Genomic DNA, 17,595 nt, shown 5'->3' with positions numbered 1-17,595 from the left:
GGCGCGAGGTTTGTAACCTAGTGGGCTAAGTAAAAACCGAGCAACAAAGAGTAAATCGTCCCTAGAAAGAACCCTGAGGGCAGCGCATGTTTGGTATTTATGCTACGTTATCGCCTATTTATGGGGAATAACCACATTTCACAGACTCTGCCTTGCCTAAAAACCAAACACACTGCTGCAAATTCAACCACCAAAGATAAACACGCCCTGCCGTTAAAACTTGTATTCAATACCTAAGCCTACGTAGTCTTGGTCAACGTTGTTGTCCATATCAAAGCTTGAGTAAAAACCAAATACTTTAATGTTTTTATTTAATTTGTGATCAAGACCAACTGAAATTGCTGACTTATCGTCGCTGTCGTCAAAGTCCATATCTTGGTATTGCACTTTAAATGTGTTGTTACCCATGCTGTAAGCAGCATTTAGCAAGTAACCATCCGCCTCTGCGCTGCCATCTACTGCTTCTTGTGTTTGGTACATTGCGCCCAGTTTAAAGTTTTCAACTTTACCTTGGATTGATGCACGCACTACATCGTAGCCATTTACTTCGCTATCGGCTGCAATAGAGGCGTATACCGCGCTCTTTTTAAGTGCAACGTCACCGTATGTCACCGCCATTGAATAACCGTTATCAGCGTCTACATCATCTTCAGCTACAAAAGTAGCAAGTACTTTAAAGCCTTCGTATGAGTTTGATGAATAACTAACTGTATTTCCTAAGCGGTTTTCACCTTTAAATACATTTTTAATGTCGCCTTCAAGGTCGTTAAATAAATCCAACTTGCCTTGAGATTGCTTAAGCGCAGTATCGTTACGACCAATAACCACTTGGCCAAACGCACCTTTTAAACCAACGTATTGGTTACGCGCAGAAATGTTATCGTCGTTATCGCCTTTTGAATCAGCATCAGACACATCAACTTGAAACTCAAACTTATATACCGCTTCTAAACTATCATTTATTTTTTCAGAACCTTTAACACCAAGACGAGATGCATTACTTTTTATTTCAGTAAAAGACCCTTCGCCATCATCTGATGATTGCACTGTTACATTCGCTTTACCGTAAATGTCTACGTCGGCAAGTGCATTAAAAGATAAACCACTTAATAGTGCTAAGCATAAGCTCGATTTTACAAATTTCATGTTATTTCCTTGGATAATCACAAAAGACTAATTTTTAAAACTGCTGCATTTTGTCATCGCTAAATGACAGTAATATTACAATGGAAATATTAATGTCTTTTTTTATTAATAAAAATGCATTAAATTTGAAATCAAAATAACATGAAAGTTTAATAAATGGTCTCTCTTACTTACTTTGCTTTAAAGACAAGCTTGGCGTCATTTGCGAAAGTAAATTAACTAAGGTTTCTATTAGCTCTTTTTGCTCGTTGTCTCTGTGGTATGCGATAAATACGTCTCTTGAGGTGTTTTCTACCCCTTTAACATGAAACAACTCACCTTTTTCTAAATGCCCTTCAACCAATACTTGAGGTATAAATGCACTACCACCACATTGCAGTATTAAATCAAGTGCAATACGTCCTGTGCTAGTTCTAAAGTAAGGTGGCGTTTTACCGGTAAACTGACGCGCATGCCAAAGAGAAAAAGTAGTTCCCCAATCAACATACACATATTGATTATCAAAAAAGTTTTCGTTCGTTGCTGTGTCATATCCGCTTACAGGAATGATTGGCAACTCACAAATTCGCTCTACTACTAACTCGTCTACTTTTGGTGGATCAAACAATATTGCCAAATCAAGCGTGCGCTCTAATAATAGTCGAGTGCTTTCTTGTTGTGCTTTAACTTCTGCAACCAACGACACGCCCGGCATCGCCGATACAATATTTGTTATACCAAACTGTAAAAAAGCATCCCAAATATTAGGCGTTCCTGCTAAGCTAATTTGCTTATGCATATTATCGGCAAGCGCAACATCTACTTTGGCGCGCTGCATACCTGTAATAATCATTTGCGCGTGCGGTAATAAGCGCTCGCCTGGTGCGGTAAGTTGAATATTATTACGCTGGCGAATAAATAAATTAACACCAAGCCCCTGCTCTAATTGGCGAATTCTAAAGCTCACTGCAGACTGCGTAATATAAAGGTTTTCGGCCGCTTTACCAAAGTGACGCGTACGCACTACTTCAACGAATGTTTTTAATAAATCGATATCCAATTTTTTATCCTCACGATAAAAATAATTTGTTTAATAAATTGCCAAACTTGCATCATACTCCAGCTAATTAATAGGGTATGAGGATAAAGCTATGAGCAATAACATTTCATTACTACGCCAAGCATTTGTTAGCCAACGTCAATTTTATGATGATCAGAATTTTCCACGTGGCTTTAGCCGCAGCGGAAACTTCACCTTATTAGAAGCCAGTATATTAGAACAACACGGTGTTGTTTTAAGAGGCTTATATAGCAAAACAATTGAGCCGCAAAACGAACATCAAGAACAGTTTGTAGCAGTAGTCACTGGCTCACAAGAACCTACTAACCCAATCGAACGAGCTTGGGTAAAATACTTAAAGCTAACGACCTGTAAAACTAAATTTCATACTTTATTTGGCCGTTCAAAAATGTCAGGGCCAGCACCAATTAGCCAAGAGTATTATTCAGAAGCGGATAACCTGTAAGTACTTAAGTTATTTGCTTTTTTGCGTTTTAACAGTTACAACTTGTATAAGCAAATATTTTTGCAAAATATAAACAAGGTGTTACGTGACGCGAAAAATACTAATAGTTGAAGATACACCTGCAATGGCGCGAGTGCAAAAGCACATCGCGCTTAAAGCAGGTTATGAAGTTGATATAGCTGAGTCATTAGCACAAACAAAAGAGCTTATAAGTAAAAATAGCTACTTTTGTGCTGTAGTCGACTTTATATTACCTGATGCCCCATCTGGTGAAGCAGTACCGTGTACTGTTAAGGCTGACATTCCAACTATTGTAATGACGGGTAATATTGATAAACAAACCCGCGATACAGTCGAAAAATATCCAATCATTGATTACATCATTAAAGAAAACAAACAAGCGTATCAATACCTCGAAAGACAATTACTTAGATTAACTCGCAACGAAAATGTAAAAGTGCTTGTTGTTGATGATTCTGCATCTACACGTACTTACATTTGCAGCTTGCTTGCACGTCATAAATATCAAATTCTACAAGCCGAAGACGGTATAGAAGCACTAGCCGCGCTTGAAGCCTCACCTGATATATCTGTAATTATTACTGATAACGAAATGCCAAACATGAATGGTGATGAACTATGCACTGAAATTCGTCGTTTATATGACAACGATGAAAAAGTGATTATTGGTGTTTCTGCCGCAGACTCGTCTGATTTATCAACGTTGTTTTTAAAAAATGGTGCAAACGACTACCTTCGTAAACCTTTTTATAATGAAGAGTTTTATTGTCGTCTAAGCCAAAACGTCGATATGTTAGAGCTCATGGCCACAATAAAACGGCAAGCTAACACTGATTATTTAACTAATTTACCTAATCGCCGTTACTTTTTTGAAGAAACCAATAAGTCACTTAAAAAGATTAAAAGTAAGCAAGGTTCAGGATCCTTAGCAATGCTTGATATTGATCATTTTAAAGTGATTAATGACACACACGGACATGATGTAGGCGACGAAGTATTAAAAGGGCTTTCTATTTGCTTTAGTAAATATTTTAAAAAGTATTTAGTAGCGCGTTTAGGTGGTGAAGAATTCGCAGTGTACTTTGCCGACACTGATAAACAAGAAGCACTAAAAAGGCTTGAAGGTTTTAGGTATTTTATAGAAATGAATAGCCAAGAATTTAGTAAAGCTAAAATTAAATTTACTATCTCTATTGGCTTCTCAAACGGGCCTGTTTATCAAATTGATGAACTATTAAAACAGGCCGATTTAAAACTTTACGATGCTAAAGAATCTGGTCGTAATAAAGTAGTTAGTTAACCATTTTATTAGTTAATTATACTTCTGCGGCTGTAATAGCCGCTTTTTTACGTTTACGTGATTGATGATAAGAATCCCAACTAAAAATAGCTAATGCACTCCAAATACATGCAAACGTTACTACACGCTCCGCATCAAAAATTTCACCGTAAAACACCACTGCCAATATAAACATTAGGCTTGGTCCAATGTACTGAAAAAAACCAAGTGTAGTGTATTGTAAGCGCTTAGCTGCACCGGTAAAACACAGTAATGGTAATGTAGTTACAATACCGGCACTAATCAGTAATGCATTTGTATGCCAATCGTTGGCTGGGAGGCTTGATGTTGCTGTAGGCACCATTAACCACCAATAGATGAGTGCAACAGGCAGTAATATAAGTGCTTCAAGTAAAATACCAGGCAGAGCTTCAACAGGTAACTTTTTACGTATTAAACCATAAAGCGCAAACGATATAGCCAATGAAAATGCAACTACCGGAAACGAGCCAAAACTAATTAGCTGCAGTACAACACCACTAAAGGCAAGTGCTACTGCTACGCCTTGAAACTTACGCAGGCGTTCACCTAAAAAGAGCATTCCCAGCAATACATTTAAAAGAGGGTTTATGTAATAGCCCAAACTCGCATCAAGCATATGGTTATTATTTATAGCCCATATAAATAAACCCCAATTAAACCCAAGCAGTGCAGAGGTAATGACAAGCATAAGCAAAAGCTTAGGCTGAACAATGATGCGTTTTACTTTGTCCCAATACTTTAAAATACTTACTACCAGTACTAAAAATACAACCGACCAAACAACCCGATGCATTAAAATTTCAAAGGCAGTAACATGCTGAATTAACTTAAAGTATATTGGCGCAAGACCCCACATAAAAAAAGCAAGACAAGCAAAAATAGCACCTTTACGCTGCTCGGTATCAATCGACATAATAAACACTTAGTGATTTAAAAGGCCGCTAGTTTACTTGCCACGCGCGTTTTATCCAACTAAATACGTACCAGTTCCAAAAGCAATTTGAACAGATTGTTCGTTATGCAATTCCATTCTACACACACATACTTTATTGCCTGAGCGAATAAGTGTGGCACTTGCTATAAAGCTCTCCCCTTTTCCTGGGCGCAAATAATCAGTTCGTAAATCGATAGTGCCAAGGGTTGCTAGCTTTTGCTGTACACTCTTAATGTCTATATCGGTTAGCTTATCAATTACACTCGCTGCCGCGAGCATACCTCCTACGTTGTCGAGAACGGCTGAAATAACGCCACCATGTAATATTTTTTGCGCAGGGTTTCCTATAAATACGTCTTGCCAAGGAAAACTTATTTTTGCTTGCTCTGGAGTAAGTGACTCAACCGAGATATTTAAAAACTGATTAAATGGCATGCCATTTACAAACAATGCGCCCACTTGTTCAATTAACATTTCTTTATTCATTATTATTCTCTACGCTTAAACTGGTACGATGAGTAAAGCATAACTTAAGCAAAACTACGAGGCTCTCGTTAAGTCATTTTAAATAAGCCTGATATTAAAAAGCTATTTCAACACTAGGGTCTGTTGATCTTTCAAGGTTAAATTTACAGCAGTCTGTTTGGTATTTAGGCAAGGCAGAGCCTATGTAGTGTGGTTATTCCCCATAAATGGGCGATAACGTAGCATTAATGACAAACAGGCGCTGCCCAAAGGGTTCTTCCTAGGGGCTATTTACTCTTTGTTGCTCGGTTTTTACTTAGCCCACTAGGTTACAAACCTCGCGCCGCGATTAAATAGCCCCTAGTCTGAACAAATTTTAATCCGCAAAGATCAACAGACCCTAGCAGAGTTAAATTTACTTACAATAGGGGTAAGGTTAAGTAACTCAGCTAAAGACATCTCACTAAAAAACCACTAAAATACCCGCCAATGAATACATCAACTCCCTCTTCGAGCACACTAGTGCGTAAACCCGAAACTGTCCTCAAACAAGTGTTTGGCTACAGTGAATTTCGCGACGGTCAAAAAGCAGTTATTGACGCTGCTATTAATGGTCAAGACTCTCTGGTATTACTACCTACCGGCGGCGGAAAATCAGTATGCTATCAAATTCCTGCTTTAGTGCTTGAGGGTGTAACTATTGTTATTTCTCCACTTATATCGCTTATGCAAGATCAGGTAACACAACTGCAAGCACTTGGAGTAAAAGCAGCTTACGTTAATAACAGCTTAGCGCGAGAAGAGCAGCAATTAGTGTATCAACAGCTTCATCAGGGGCAAATTAAGCTTTTATATGTCGCACCTGAAAAAGTATTACAACGCGAATTTTTAGAACGTTTATCGCATTTAAATGTGAGTTTATTTGCAATTGACGAAGCGCATTGTGTGTCGCATTGGGGTCACGACTTTAGGCCTCATTACTTTAGATTAAATGAATTAAAGCAGCGTTTTGCACACGTCCCCATGATGGCGCTAACTGCAACTGCAGATAAAGCCACCCGTTTTGATATAGTTGAACAACTAAAACTACAACAGCCTTATATTCATACTGGCAGCTTTGATCGCCCTAATATTCGCTACACCATAGAAGAAAAATTTAAACCTATGGTGCAATTGCTTCGTTACTTAAAAGAGCAAAAAAGCCAAAGTGGTATTATTTATTGCACCAGCCGTAAACGTGTAGACGACATTGCCGAAAAATTGGCTGATGCAGGGTTAAACGCTGCCGCTTACCATGCTGGTATGAGTAATGAGCAACGACAGTTTGTTCAAACTGGTTTTGCCCGTGACGATATTCAAATAGTGGTCGCAACCGTTGCCTTTGGTATGGGTATAAATAAGCCTAATGTGCGTTTTGTACTGCATTACGATATTCCAAAAAGTATAGAGTCTTACTATCAAGAAACAGGTCGAGCTGGGCGAGATGGACTCGCAGCTGAGGCCATAATGTACTTTGATCCAGCTGATATTGGCCGTGTAAGACGCTTTTTTGAAGACATAGACGACGAACAACGCCGCCGCGTAGAAGAACAACGCTTTAACGCAATGGCAAGCTTTGCAGAAGCACAAACGTGTCGTAGGCAAATATTACTTAATTACTTTAGTGAATATCAACGCGAGCCTTGCGGCAACTGCGATATTTGCTTAAATCCGCCAAAAAGCTTTGATGGTACCTTAGTCGCCCAGCAAGCACTTTCGTGTGTATATAGAGCTGACCAACGCTTTGGTCTTGGCTACATTGTTGAATTACTACGTGGTGCAAATACTAGCCGCATACGCGATAATAATCATCATGAGCTAAGTACTTACGGCATAGGTAGAGACAAAAGCAGTGAATTTTGGCTCAGTATTTTACGCCAGCTTATTCATCAAGGCTTACTTAGCCAAGATATAACGCAAGGTGCGTCACTTAGATTAACCGAAGCCGCGCGTGCAATTTTAAAAGGCGAGTACGCACTGCAATTAGCCGAACCACGCTTGCAAGCCAAACACGTTTATCAAGATAAGTTAGCGCAATTTAATTACGACAAAAAACTGTTTGCTCGCCTGCGCGCACTACGTAAAGAACTTGCTGATGCCGATGATGTACCACCTTATGTGGTATTTAATGATAAAACGCTAGCCGAAATGGCGCAGCTTATGCCAACAAACGACAGCGAATTTTTAAAAGTGTCGGGGGTAGGTTTTACCAAATTAAATAAATACGGCGGCGAATTCTTAACTGCAATTCGTAATTACCTAGCTACAAATTAAGAAAGTTATGACTCAAATAGAATATGACCACGCCCATAAATACATTTTAATTACACCAGTCGAGCCGCCAAACGATGAAGACTTTGAGCTGTGGAGTACCCTATTTTTACACTCAGATGATGTAACTCTCAACGAGTATTCTGCAGGTGCCGATCGCCATCAAGTTCGCTTTACCTATCATCAGCAAACCTTTAATTTAAACTATGAGCATTATAGCCAAAGTATTTGGATTAATGCCGAAGGCCGTGAAGCTGAGCACTTATTAGCCGCTTTAGCATTTTATTTAAGTTAGCTTTTAATACCTCGCGCACAGGCGGTTCTAAACCAGGTTGGTTATTAACAAAAGTGAATATGAGTAACAATTAATTAATTTCAAAATCCATACCTTTTACTTACATTATAATAACAATGATGTAAGCTGATATTACGGTAGTCATTTGCTACGTAGCAGTAAAGAGGTTTAATGGTGAACAAGAAATGGATAGCACAGTGTTGTATTAGCTTAACGGTTTTAAGCTCTTATGTGCCTAATGCATTCGCACAACAATCTTCAATGAAAACAGATAACTGCCTTGTAGAACAGACAGATTTAAGCACAGATAAAAACTTACGCCGAGAAGTCAAAGACAAAACATCCCTCACAAATAGTAACAGTAACGCAAAAATAGCCTCAATAAAGCTCAAGCAACTTAATGTATTTAATACTGAGCTTGAAGAGGAAAATAATGCACTATTTCGATTTGCTAACCGTGCTCATATTCAAACAGAGCCCGATGTAATCAATAACCTTTTATTATTCTCCCCTGGTGACAAGTACGACGCTAAAAAGCTTGCTGAATCTGAGCGTTTACTTCGTAAAGAAAGCTATTTATATGATGCACAAATTAGTGCAACCGAAAATTGCGACGGCAATGTTAATGTAGAAGTGGTTACCCGCGACTTATGGACACTTTTACCAGAAGTAAACTTTAGCCGTAGCGGTGGAGAAAACAAATCGAGTATAGGTTTTAGAGAATCAAACCTGCTTGGTTGGGGTAAGCGCCTTTCTTTGTCACGCACGACCGACAGCGATCGTAGTGGCTATTTATTTGTTTACGACGATCCTAATATTTTATCTACCCGCTACCGCGGCCGTTTAGAATATGCCGATAATAGCGATGGCAAGCGCCACTTACTTGAGCTTACCTACCCATTTTACGCAATAGACACCCCTTTTAGTTATGGTATTTTAAGCTATTCTGAGCAGCGCGAAGAGTCGCTATATAAACGCGGTGAAGAGTTTAGCGAATTTGATCAAACTACTGATTTAAACCGTGCATTTATAGGGCACTCAAAAGCACTTAATAATAATTGGACCCAGCGCTTAACCTTAGGTTACACCGACGAGCAACATACCTTTGAAGCGATAGACACGACCTTTGCACCACTTGCCGAGGACAGAAGCTTAAGCTACCCTTTTATAAGCGGCCATTGGTTTGAAGATAACTATATAAAAGTACGCAATTTTGACAGCATATCTCGCACAGAAGATTTAAATTTAGGCTGGAATATTAAAAGCTTAATTGGCTATTCAGACGAGTCATTAAGTAATGACGACAGCCGCGCAGTGTATTCATTTAACTTCAAAAAAGCCCACTTTACTAACGATAATACTTTATGGCGCTTTAGCGCAGATATTGATGGCTATTGGAATAAAGAGCAGAAAAAGCTCGAAAATTTTATGGCCACCAGCCAAATACAATATTATTTAAATACCAGCGAAGACCAATCTTGGTATGTTAAAGCCCGCGTGCAGTACGCCAAAAACCTTACTGCTGATCAACAACTTACTTTAGGCGGCGAAACAGGCCTACGTGGTTACCCTATGGATTATCAACATGGCGACCGTAGTTTTTTAGTTAATTTAGAAAAGCGTTATTACTGGGAATACGATTTACTGCAATTATTTAAAGTGGGTGGCGCAGCTTTTGTAGATGTAGGAAGAGCATGGTTTAACGATAAAGATAACGGTGAAAACGCACATGTATTAAAAAATATAGGCGTGGGTCTGCGTTTAGCACCGAGTCGTGCAAACTCAGGCACCATGATCCACATTGATATTGCAGCCCCAGTTGATAGCTACGATGATGTAGACTCAGTACAGTGGCTCGTGAGCGTTAAAAACACTTTTTAAATAATACAAACGCGTTAAACTAATATCAATTGCATTAAATTAAATTTTTATAAAAGCTCAGGGCCTAAAGTGAAAATAATAGAAGTTTTAGAATTGTTTGCATCACAATATAAGTTAATTGTCACTGTAATCGCTATTTTGGTTTTCCCTCTGCTATTAAAAATAACCAAAAAATTACTCGAAAAAGCAATTAAAGGAAAAGTGGATTTACACCGAAAGTACCGTGCAGAGCTCTTACTAAAAATAATACTCGCCTTTGTAGTGCTGTGTTTAGTTTTAGTATTTTGGGGTATAGAGCTGCGTGGCTTATTGGTTTTAGGCTCCTCTTTATTTGCCATGTTAGGCGTAGCGCTTTTTGCCGCTTGGTCATTACTGAGTAACCTAACCGCATTTTTACTGATGTTTATTCAAAATGACTGCAGAGTTGGCAATTGGGTACGAATTATTGACGGTGCTAATCATGTTGAAGGTCGAATAGTAGAAATGGGCTTGATGAATGTAGTGCTTGAACACATTGATGGGCACCGTGTAATTTATCCTAATAATTTATTTGTGACACGCCCTGTCATGGTTTTAAATAAAGAGCCAAAGCCAACAAAAACGCCCGTTATAAAGCGTATTATTGGTCCTAAAAAAACATAGTTTAAAAAGCATCGTTGATAAAGCAATATCCACAAAAAAGCCGCAGTAAGTAATTACCTACTGCGGCTTTTTAATGCTTAGCTAAACAGAATTTAGTTTAGCTATTAGTTATTTAGTTCAGCTGTTTTAAGCTCGTCATCTAAATCATTTATTTCATCAATAAAGTTCTCTAGTTGCTGCTCTACTAAACTATTGTCATTTGCAAAGTAAGCAAGGTGGAATACCGCGTCACCTTCATTTACTAATGGCATAGTTTGCTGACCAATAACAATACCGCCTTTGGGCGCTAAAAGTTCAAGCTCAGAGTCGCCTAATGGGCTACTAATATAAGCAAGTACTTGCCCTTTAGTCACATGCTCACCTAGTGATACTTGTGCACGCACAATGCCATCAACCTCTGCACGTATCCAACTAGTCGAACCGGCAATGATAGGATCTGGTAGCTTTTTAGGGCGCTTGCCACGGATCATTTTTAAATGACGCATAACATAATCAACACCCTGCACACCTGCCGCAATAGCTATAGGATCAAAACGCAGTGCTTCACCTGCTTCATAGGTTATAACTGGTATACCTAGGTTTGCAGCTTCACTTCGTAATGAACCATTACGCAATGATGCATTTATTACCGCTGGTGTACCAAATGCTTTAGCCATATCAGCCGTTGCTTCATCTTCTAAATTAGCGCGAATTTGCGGTAAGTTAGTTCGATGAATAGCGCCAGTATGTAAATCAATAATGTGAGTACAATGTATTGCCACTTGATTAAAAAACATATAAGCCATACGCCCAGCAAGTGAGCCACGCTCAGAACCTGGGAAACTACGGTTCATATCACGTCGGTCTGGTAAATAACGCGATTTATGAATAAAGCCAAACACATTCACAATAGGCACAGCAATTATTGTACCGCGCAGTTGGCTTGGGTCTATTTTAGCAATTAACTGACGCACAACTTCTACGCCATTTAGTTCATCGCCATGGATCGCCGCACACACCATAAGCACAGGGCCTTCCATTACACCATTAACCACTTCAATAGGAATATTAAGTGGTGAATGGGTATAAAGTTTAGCTGCCTCTAAGGCAAGTGTTTTACGCTCGCCTACGCCTACACTTTCACCTAATAAGGTAAAAGGACGGTTAATTTTAACCTTTGCCACGTGTTGCTGTTCCTTTACTTGAAGCATTTTTTTCGATGAAATCAATTACCATGCCTGCAATGTCTTTACCTGTTGCTATTTCAATGCCCTCTAAGCCTGGTGATGAGTTTACTTCCATCACAAGTGGTCCACGAGATGAGCGAAGTAAATCAACTCCCGCTACGTTCAAGCCCATTGATTTAGCAGCTGCTACTGCCGTTTTACGTTCTTCTGGAGTAATGCGAACTAACGTAGCGCTACCACCACGGTGAAGGTTAGAGCGGAACTCACCTTCTTGTGCTTGGCGCTTCATAGCTGCTATTACTTTATCGCCTAGTACAAAACAACGTATATCCGCGCCACCTGCTTCTTTAATGTATTCCTGAACCATAATATTAGCTTTTAAGCCCATAAATGCTTCAATAACACTTTCAGCCGCTTTGCGTGTTTCAGCAAGTACAACACCAATGCCTTGTGTGCCTTCAAGTAATTTAATTACAACAGGTGCACCGCCTACCATCTCTAGTAAGTCTTTTACATCATCTGGTTTGCTAGCAAAACCTGTTACTGGCATACCAACGCCTTTGCGCGAAAGTAACTGAAGTGAGCGTAATTTATCGCGCGAACGAGAAATAGCGACTGATTCGTTTACTGGGTAAACACCCATCATTTCAAACTGACGAAGTACCGAACAGCCATAAAATGTAACCGATGCACCAATACGCGGGACGATTGCGTCAAATTCTTTTAAGTTTTCACCGCGATAGTGAATTTCTGGTTGCTCCGAGTTTATATTCATATAGCAGCGTAATGCATCAATCACCTTAACTTCGTGACCGCGTGCTTCTGCCGCCTCAATTAAGCGACGTGTTGAATATAATTTTCTGTTGCGAGATAAAATACCGATTTTCATAGTTAAACCTTACGACCTAATAGTTGAGATAAAGCCGGGTCAACGACTATACGATTTTCCATGGCTGTACGCCCTAATAACATTCTAAACTTCATTGTTGCACGGCTTGTTAAAGTAAGCTCTATCGGCCAACTATGCTCGCCTGCATGCAATGTCGTTTCTATAAAATAGCGTAACTCTTTTTGCCCACTTGAGCTGGTTACGTACTTCATTTTTTTAACTTTTGCCTTGCAAGTGACTTGCGTTTGCTCATCATCCTGCAATGGTTGGGCCGTAAATTCAACCCATTTCTCTGAGTCAACTTCGTATTCTTCAATGTTAATTGCATGAATACATGAAGTGCGAGCGCCTGTATCAATTTTTGCTTTTATATCGTTAATACCAAGCTCAGGTAAACTTAACCACTCACGCCAACCAACTGTAATCTTTGCTGTCATAAATGTGCCCTTAATAAAAAAGTGACTTATACGCTACAGGTAAAAAAACACCAACGAAATAAATTTATCTAGTCGATTAGTAAATTAAATTGATCTTTTTGAACAACTAGTCACACAATGCACGCCTTACTGAACAGTACTTTATGCTACTTTGCTCAGCCCCTAGGCTCTGCATTTATTTGGTTGTTCAAACTTAACTTATTAAAAATAAAGGTAAGTTTAAAATACTTAAGTAGATACACTATAGTTAACGGTATTAAAAATACACTATTATGAGAAATAATTATGATTAATGGTTTACTACATGCACTTGTACTTGATGGACAAGGCGGCGCTCGCCCTATTGAAAGCACGAATGAGCTAAATAGCTGGCAACCAAGCCAAGGGAAACTTTGGGTGCACATGGACTATAGCCAAAGTGAGGCGGTTGAGTGGCTCAAGGCACAACCTCATTTAAACGATTACGAATTAGACTCTTTAATTGCTGATGAAACACGACCACGTATTACAGCAACAACTAATGGGCACATGTTATTTTTACGTGGTGTAAATTTAAACCCAGCACAAAGCCCTGAAGACATGGTTTCAATTCGTTTATTTATTAGTGAAAATATCCTTATTACCACCCGTAAGCGCCGTTTATTATCGGTGCAAGATACGCTTGCGTGTTTAAATGAAAACAAAGGTCCATGTAATATTTCTGAGCTAGTATGCTCCATTACACAAAAACTAACCTCTCGCATGCAAAGCGTTATTGATTCACTCGATGAAACACTCGATGAGTTTGAAGAAGAAATAGATGAACCTAGTAAAAGGTTTGATAACCAAGGTTTATCACAGTTACGCCGTCAAACAATTGCCTTAAAACGCTATTTAAAACCGCAAAAAGAAGCCCTTAGCTCAATGGTAAATAATCACTATTCCTGGCTGTTGGATGACGATAAAGCAAAACTTAATGAAACGACTAACTTACTTATTCGTTATTTAGAGGAGCTTGATAGCTCGATTGAGCGTGCGCAAATCATTCAGCAAACAATCACTAACCAAGTATCTGAACAGTTAAACCAGCGAATGTATGTTATGTCAGTAGTAGCGGCACTTTTTTTACCGCTAGGCTTTTTAACTGGCCTGTTAGGTGTAAACGTAGGGGGTATTCCGGGTACCGAAAGCCCTTATGCATTTAGTGCTTTTGTCATATTTTTAATTGTACTTACTGGTGGTATTGGCGTGTACTTTAAAAATAAAAAATGGCTATAAATTAAAGCAATTTTAGTATGGCCACTCAATTGAGTGGCCATGATTGAGTAGCTAATTAATTAGTTTCTCGAGTATAACTAACATTCGTCATCGTTACTTTAGATTCTGTAATCCCTAAATCTTCAAAGCACTCTTTGAAAGAATCCGAATTACCCGATTCTCCACACTCATCCAATGTATCAGGGTCTTGTGATTGTAGGTAATTACCAAATTTAAAGTATGACTCTGAGTCATCTTCTACAGGTATACCAAATGAGCGACCTAGTGCGCTAACATCAACATCGCCATAATTATTTTCAACACGTAGAGTAAACGAGCCACCACTAGTAATAGTACCAAGGGCAAATTTTTCTTCGTTACCGCTTGTATTTCGCAGACGAACATAAACGTCAAAAATGCCATTTCCAGCTACACTGTCATCAAATCCAGATTCATCTGTATCTGAAACATACACTTTAGAAATTGTCCCGGTATCGCTAGCATGGTGCTGAGAGATAATTGTTTTACCACCATCTGACATTTCAACTTTTACAGTTGCCTCAAAAACCTCATAGGTTTCGGTCATTGCAACACGTGCACTTTCTTTAACTTTATATTCATGACGCCAGCCATTCCCGTTTGGAGTGATATGACGCGCTTCTAAAGGAACAAACTCCAAAGTATCGCTATTTACTAATGGATGAGGATCATTACCTTCAAGATCAAAAATACTACCGTTGGTGATGTTACTCGCTATACCAGAGCCACTACCCGTATCACCGCCGCCAGTATCACCACCTGTGTCTCCACCGCCAGAAGAACTACCCTTAGTTAACGAAAAGTCATCAAAACGAACATCGCTTGAACTCTTATCATGCTTAGCAAATACTTGTAGTGAACCAGTGTTAGCCGTGGTGAAAGTTTTAGATACTTTTGTCCATGAAGAAACATTGAATTTCTCACTTTTAAACAAACCATTAAGATCATTGATCCCGATTTGCCCCTTACCGAGTACATAGGCACTTAACGTGTACTGAGTATTTCGATCTACATCTACATTTTGATAAACACGCCCTGGGCTACCTTGTATTTTCAGTGATTTAGAGCCTTTATACGAATCTGAAGATAGCGCTGCAGGCTCTGTTTCATTCCAATTACTCCAGCCACCTTCAAAACCTGAATTTTCAATCGAGGCAGCGTGCGCAAAAGAAGTACTTGCAGCAACTGCAGAGCAAATAAGTAACTTTTTAAATTTAACCATTATTTTTATTCCTTTAAACCTGAATAATAAGCAACCTTACAGCTTAGCTTGGCGATAAAAACCAAACCTAGATCGCATCATGTAAACAGACTTTTAAACCCCAAAAAATTGGTAACAACAAAAAAGAATTTGAAAAGAAAAAACCTTTAAATTGGTATTACCAAAACCATCACCTAACCGGCAAAACAAGGCTATATTTTTTGTTACCAATATGTCAACAAGTTAATTGTTACCATGAAAACTATAAAACCTCTAAAGGGATATATTTAAAATACAAAAAAACACTTTAAAAGCAAGAGGATAAAAACGTATTGATTTCTATTTACACTATGTAATAAATTTTAAATTTAAGAAAATAGTAGTACCTAAAATAAAAACCACTATTACCAATATTTAACGCAAAACTTAATGCCTTATGAATAAACACCGTTATTTCCTGATAAAATTGTTGCCAAAACAGACTGGTAATACCTGTTAAATTTAATTTAACTTTAGTTATAAAGATAAATTTGAATGACTAAAATTTAAAAATACGCGCTTATACAATTTAAAATTTCAAAATATTAGTGCAAATAAATAATTAAAAGTAAATTTTATATGTGAGATTAACCTTTCAAATTAATAGGTGGTGATGAAACTGAAATGCTAAACAGGTACTAATTTTGAGATTTCTTTGGAGTGAGTAACACTTTGTTGTCTACATGGATACAGGTGAGGGGCGTGAGCAGAACGCGGAAGCTGCGCTCGGTTAACTTATTCTTACATGGATGTAAGCAAGTTTGAATCATGTAAAATTAGCACTCCCTAATTCGAGACACAAAAAAGCGAGTACTTTTACAATACTCGCTTTCAAATTAATAAATCTAAACTCTAGTTAGCTGCATTACTCTTGAAAGTAAGTGCCCCAACCGTCGTACTCAACTTCGCATTCTATGGCTAGTTGCGCTAGCTTATCAACGTCTTCCATAATTACGTCTACGTCTAGCTCAGCTTCTACTACTATGTCGAAGCTCCAAATTTTGCTGCCGTCTTCAAGCTCAAGCTCTGCTGGCTCTTCAACATCGTAGCCTAGTTTAAAAGCAGCCAATGCTGCTTGCTCTAGCTTAGGGAAGTCTTCACATACAAAATGGTGTTCTACTTCATAAAGTATTTCAGGATCTGATCCATCTTCAAGTAGTGAACTTACGATGTCTTCACTTATTTCACGCCAGTTTTCCATTATTTATCTCTCACTTGAGCATCTAATTCAGTTATTTTAGCAGCCATAATGCTATGCACGCTTTTAGCATGCTCACGCGCGCTAGTGTTTTTATCAAGCGATATAGGCGCTAACATTTCGATGTGAATTGTACCATTATCCCAACGATTTAGCTTAATGGTTTTATGTGTTGTATTCATACATACTGGAATCATGGGTACATCTGCGCTCATTGCGGTGTGAAACGCGCCAGTTTTAAACGGCAATAAACCTCTTCCGTAACTTCGTGTACCTTCAGGAAACATCCATACAGATAAGCCATTCTTCTTAATTTTTTCGGCTGCTTTTGAAATAGTTCCCGCCGCTTTGGAGCGATTAGATCTGTCTATTAATATATTGCCCGACAACCAGTAAAGCTGACCAAAAAACGGAATCCACTTTAAGCTTTTTTTACCTAAACTTACGCAATTTTTTGGCACCATTGCTGGCACTGTAAATAAGTCGTAGCTATTTTGATGATTAGCAACATAAACCGCAGGACCTGGATCAACGGCATCTTTATGACGTGTTAAAACTAACTTAACGCCAATCATTTTAGCCATTGAGCCAAACCAACCCGCTATTATATGTACATTATTAGGATGAAATGGTCTTACAATCGAAAGTAATAAACCAAAAATACAACTGAATAATATAAACAGCAGCATAATAAAAACGCGTATGACAGCTAGCAAATGGGCTTCTCCAAAAATCAATTATGATTATTATAGCGTTATTTTGTGACACAAACGAGTCAATAGCGCACAAGTGTACGCTGAAATATTTAAGCTGCTTGTTTTAATATTGCTTTAAAATGGTTTTAAAACAAAAACGGCCTGCAAATGCAGA

At 38.5% G+C, this 17,595-nt stretch carries 17 protein-coding genes; 7 read left to right on the top strand and 10 right to left on the bottom strand.

Annotated features, from left to right (window positions below; translation table 11 throughout):
- Nucleotides 1–213: 213 nt before the first annotated feature.
- The gene (locus BW142_RS12830; protein WP_076925095.1) at nucleotides 214–1,146 is read right to left on the bottom strand and encodes a porin; all 933 of its coding nucleotides are present in this window, start codon (nucleotides 1,144–1,146) and stop codon (nucleotides 214–216) included.
- A gap of 166 nt (nucleotides 1,147–1,312) precedes the next feature.
- Nucleotides 1,313–2,185, bottom strand: a complete 873-nt coding sequence (locus BW142_RS12825) for a LysR family transcriptional regulator (protein ID WP_024598997.1) — start codon at nucleotides 2,183–2,185, stop codon at nucleotides 1,313–1,315.
- Nucleotides 2,186–2,276: 91 nt separating this feature from the next.
- Here BW142_RS12825 and BW142_RS12820 point away from each other — a divergent pair, with 91 nt between their 5' ends.
- Both BW142_RS12820 and BW142_RS12815 read left to right on the top strand, forming a co-directional pair.
- On the top strand, nucleotides 2,277–2,651 hold the full coding sequence (locus BW142_RS12820; RefSeq protein WP_007583734.1) for a DUF413 domain-containing protein: 375 nt from the start codon (nucleotides 2,277–2,279) through the stop codon (nucleotides 2,649–2,651).
- Between the two features lie 85 nt (nucleotides 2,652–2,736).
- Nucleotides 2,737–3,972, top strand: a complete 1,236-nt coding sequence (locus tag BW142_RS12815) for a response regulator (protein ID WP_076925094.1) — start codon at nucleotides 2,737–2,739, stop codon at nucleotides 3,970–3,972.
- Between the two features lie 16 nt (nucleotides 3,973–3,988).
- Here the strand turns inward: BW142_RS12815 and rarD are convergent, their stop codons facing one another.
- Together rarD and BW142_RS12805 are read right to left on the bottom strand one after the other, a co-directional pair.
- Complete coding sequence (gene rarD, locus BW142_RS12810) at nucleotides 3,989–4,906, bottom strand: EamA family transporter RarD (protein ID WP_024596242.1); 918 nt, start codon at nucleotides 4,904–4,906, stop codon at nucleotides 3,989–3,991.
- 51 nt (nucleotides 4,907–4,957) lie between these two features.
- Nucleotides 4,958–5,413 carry a thioesterase family protein gene (locus BW142_RS12805; protein WP_024599000.1) on the bottom strand — a complete coding sequence of 152 codons (456 nt, stop codon included), beginning with the start codon at nucleotides 5,411–5,413 and terminating at the stop codon, nucleotides 4,958–4,960.
- Between the two features lie 468 nt (nucleotides 5,414–5,881).
- Here BW142_RS12805 and recQ point away from each other — a divergent pair, with 468 nt between their 5' ends.
- The 4 genes from recQ (at nucleotide 5,882) to BW142_RS12785 (ending at nucleotide 10,520) form a co-directional block, all read left to right on the top strand.
- Nucleotides 5,882–7,705, top strand: a complete 1,824-nt coding sequence (recQ, locus tag BW142_RS12800) for a DNA helicase RecQ (protein WP_076925093.1) — start codon at nucleotides 5,882–5,884, stop codon at nucleotides 7,703–7,705.
- A 7-nt stretch (nucleotides 7,706–7,712) separates the two neighbouring features.
- A complete protein-coding gene (locus BW142_RS12795; RefSeq protein WP_024598872.1) occupies nucleotides 7,713–7,997 on the top strand; it encodes a DUF3630 family protein in 285 nt (94 codons plus the stop codon).
- A 171-nt stretch (nucleotides 7,998–8,168) separates the two neighbouring features.
- Nucleotides 8,169–9,878: a ShlB/FhaC/HecB family hemolysin secretion/activation protein gene (locus BW142_RS12790; RefSeq protein WP_076925092.1), complete on the top strand. Its 1,710-nt coding sequence runs from the start codon at nucleotides 8,169–8,171 to the stop codon at nucleotides 9,876–9,878.
- 69 nt (nucleotides 9,879–9,947) lie between these two features.
- On the top strand, nucleotides 9,948–10,520 hold the full coding sequence (locus BW142_RS12785) for a mechanosensitive ion channel domain-containing protein (RefSeq protein WP_076925091.1): 573 nt from the start codon (nucleotides 9,948–9,950) through the stop codon (nucleotides 10,518–10,520).
- Between the two features lie 104 nt (nucleotides 10,521–10,624).
- Here the strand turns inward: BW142_RS12785 and BW142_RS12780 are convergent, their stop codons facing one another.
- Genes BW142_RS12780 through BW142_RS12770 form a run of 3 tightly spaced genes read right to left on the bottom strand, consistent with a single transcriptional unit; the run spans nucleotide 10,625 to nucleotide 13,012 of the window.
- Nucleotides 10,625–11,683: a succinylglutamate desuccinylase/aspartoacylase family protein gene (locus BW142_RS12780; protein WP_076925090.1), complete on the bottom strand. Its 1,059-nt coding sequence runs from the start codon at nucleotides 11,681–11,683 to the stop codon at nucleotides 10,625–10,627.
- A complete protein-coding gene (gene rimK, locus BW142_RS12775) occupies nucleotides 11,670–12,575 on the bottom strand; it encodes a 30S ribosomal protein S6--L-glutamate ligase (protein WP_002961977.1) in 906 nt (301 codons plus the stop codon). Before rimK ends, BW142_RS12780 begins: the two co-directional genes overlap by 14 nt.
- A gap of 2 nt (nucleotides 12,576–12,577) precedes the next feature.
- Nucleotides 12,578–13,012, bottom strand: a complete 435-nt coding sequence (locus BW142_RS12770; protein ID WP_076925089.1) for an ATP-dependent zinc protease — start codon at nucleotides 13,010–13,012, stop codon at nucleotides 12,578–12,580.
- Nucleotides 13,013–13,297: 285 nt separating this feature from the next.
- On the opposite strand from BW142_RS12770, the gene BW142_RS12765 reads away from it, so the two are divergent.
- Nucleotides 13,298–14,269 carry a zinc transporter ZntB gene (locus tag BW142_RS12765; RefSeq protein WP_076925088.1) on the top strand — a complete coding sequence of 324 codons (972 nt, stop codon included), beginning with the start codon at nucleotides 13,298–13,300 and terminating at the stop codon, nucleotides 14,267–14,269.
- 55 nt (nucleotides 14,270–14,324) lie between these two features.
- Here the strand turns inward: BW142_RS12765 and BW142_RS12760 are convergent, their stop codons facing one another.
- The 3 genes from BW142_RS12760 to BW142_RS12750 all read right to left on the bottom strand — a co-directional run bounded on the left by BW142_RS12760 (nucleotide 14,325) and on the right by BW142_RS12750 (nucleotide 17,441).
- A complete protein-coding gene (locus BW142_RS12760) occupies nucleotides 14,325–15,509 on the bottom strand; it encodes a polysaccharide lyase family 7 protein (RefSeq protein WP_024596235.1) in 1,185 nt (394 codons plus the stop codon).
- A gap of 883 nt (nucleotides 15,510–16,392) precedes the next feature.
- The gene (gene rraB / locus BW142_RS12755; RefSeq protein WP_076925087.1) at nucleotides 16,393–16,728 is read right to left on the bottom strand and encodes a ribonuclease E inhibitor RraB; all 336 of its coding nucleotides are present in this window, start codon (nucleotides 16,726–16,728) and stop codon (nucleotides 16,393–16,395) included.
- Entirely contained in the window at nucleotides 16,728–17,441 is a 714-nt protein-coding gene (locus BW142_RS12750; protein WP_024596234.1) for a 1-acylglycerol-3-phosphate O-acyltransferase, read from the bottom strand. Before BW142_RS12750 ends, rraB begins: the two co-directional genes overlap by 1 nt.
- Nucleotides 17,442–17,595: the final 154 nt, after the last annotated feature.

Origin of the sequence: Pseudoalteromonas sp. EB27, assembly GCF_001974875.1 — a bacterium.
In the GTDB taxonomy this organism is placed as follows: Bacteria; Pseudomonadota; Gammaproteobacteria; order Enterobacterales; family Alteromonadaceae; genus Pseudoalteromonas.
The sequence above is the reverse complement of the archived record's forward strand: the minus strand, read 5'-3'. Positions and strand labels throughout refer to the sequence as shown.

Coding starts and splice junctions, on each gene's coding strand:
- rraB (WP_076925087.1), bottom strand. CDS start 16,728: ATGGAAAACTGGCGTGAAATAAGTGAAGACATCGTAAGTTCACTACTT.
- BW142_RS12770 (WP_076925089.1), bottom strand. CDS start 13,012: ATGACAGCAAAGATTACAGTTGGTTGGCGTGAGTGGTTAAGTTTACCT.
- recQ (WP_076925093.1), top strand. CDS start 5,882: ATGAATACATCAACTCCCTCTTCGAGCACACTAGTGCGTAAACCCGAA.
- rarD (WP_024596242.1), bottom strand. CDS start 4,906: ATGTCGATTGATACCGAGCAGCGTAAAGGTGCTATTTTTGCTTGTCTT.
- rimK (WP_002961977.1), bottom strand. CDS start 12,575: ATGAAAATCGGTATTTTATCTCGCAACAGAAAATTATATTCAACACGT.
- BW142_RS12805 (WP_024599000.1), bottom strand. CDS start 5,413: ATGAATAAAGAAATGTTAATTGAACAAGTGGGCGCATTGTTTGTAAAT.
- BW142_RS12760 (WP_024596235.1), bottom strand. CDS start 15,509: ATGGTTAAATTTAAAAAGTTACTTATTTGCTCTGCAGTTGCTGCAAGT.
- BW142_RS12790 (WP_076925092.1), top strand. CDS start 8,169: ATGGTGAACAAGAAATGGATAGCACAGTGTTGTATTAGCTTAACGGTT.
- BW142_RS12820 (WP_007583734.1), top strand. CDS start 2,277: ATGAGCAATAACATTTCATTACTACGCCAAGCATTTGTTAGCCAACGT.
- BW142_RS12765 (WP_076925088.1), top strand. CDS start 13,298: ATGATTAATGGTTTACTACATGCACTTGTACTTGATGGACAAGGCGGC.
- BW142_RS12795 (WP_024598872.1), top strand. CDS start 7,713: ATGACTCAAATAGAATATGACCACGCCCATAAATACATTTTAATTACA.
- BW142_RS12830 (WP_076925095.1), bottom strand. CDS start 1,146: ATGAAATTTGTAAAATCGAGCTTATGCTTAGCACTATTAAGTGGTTTA.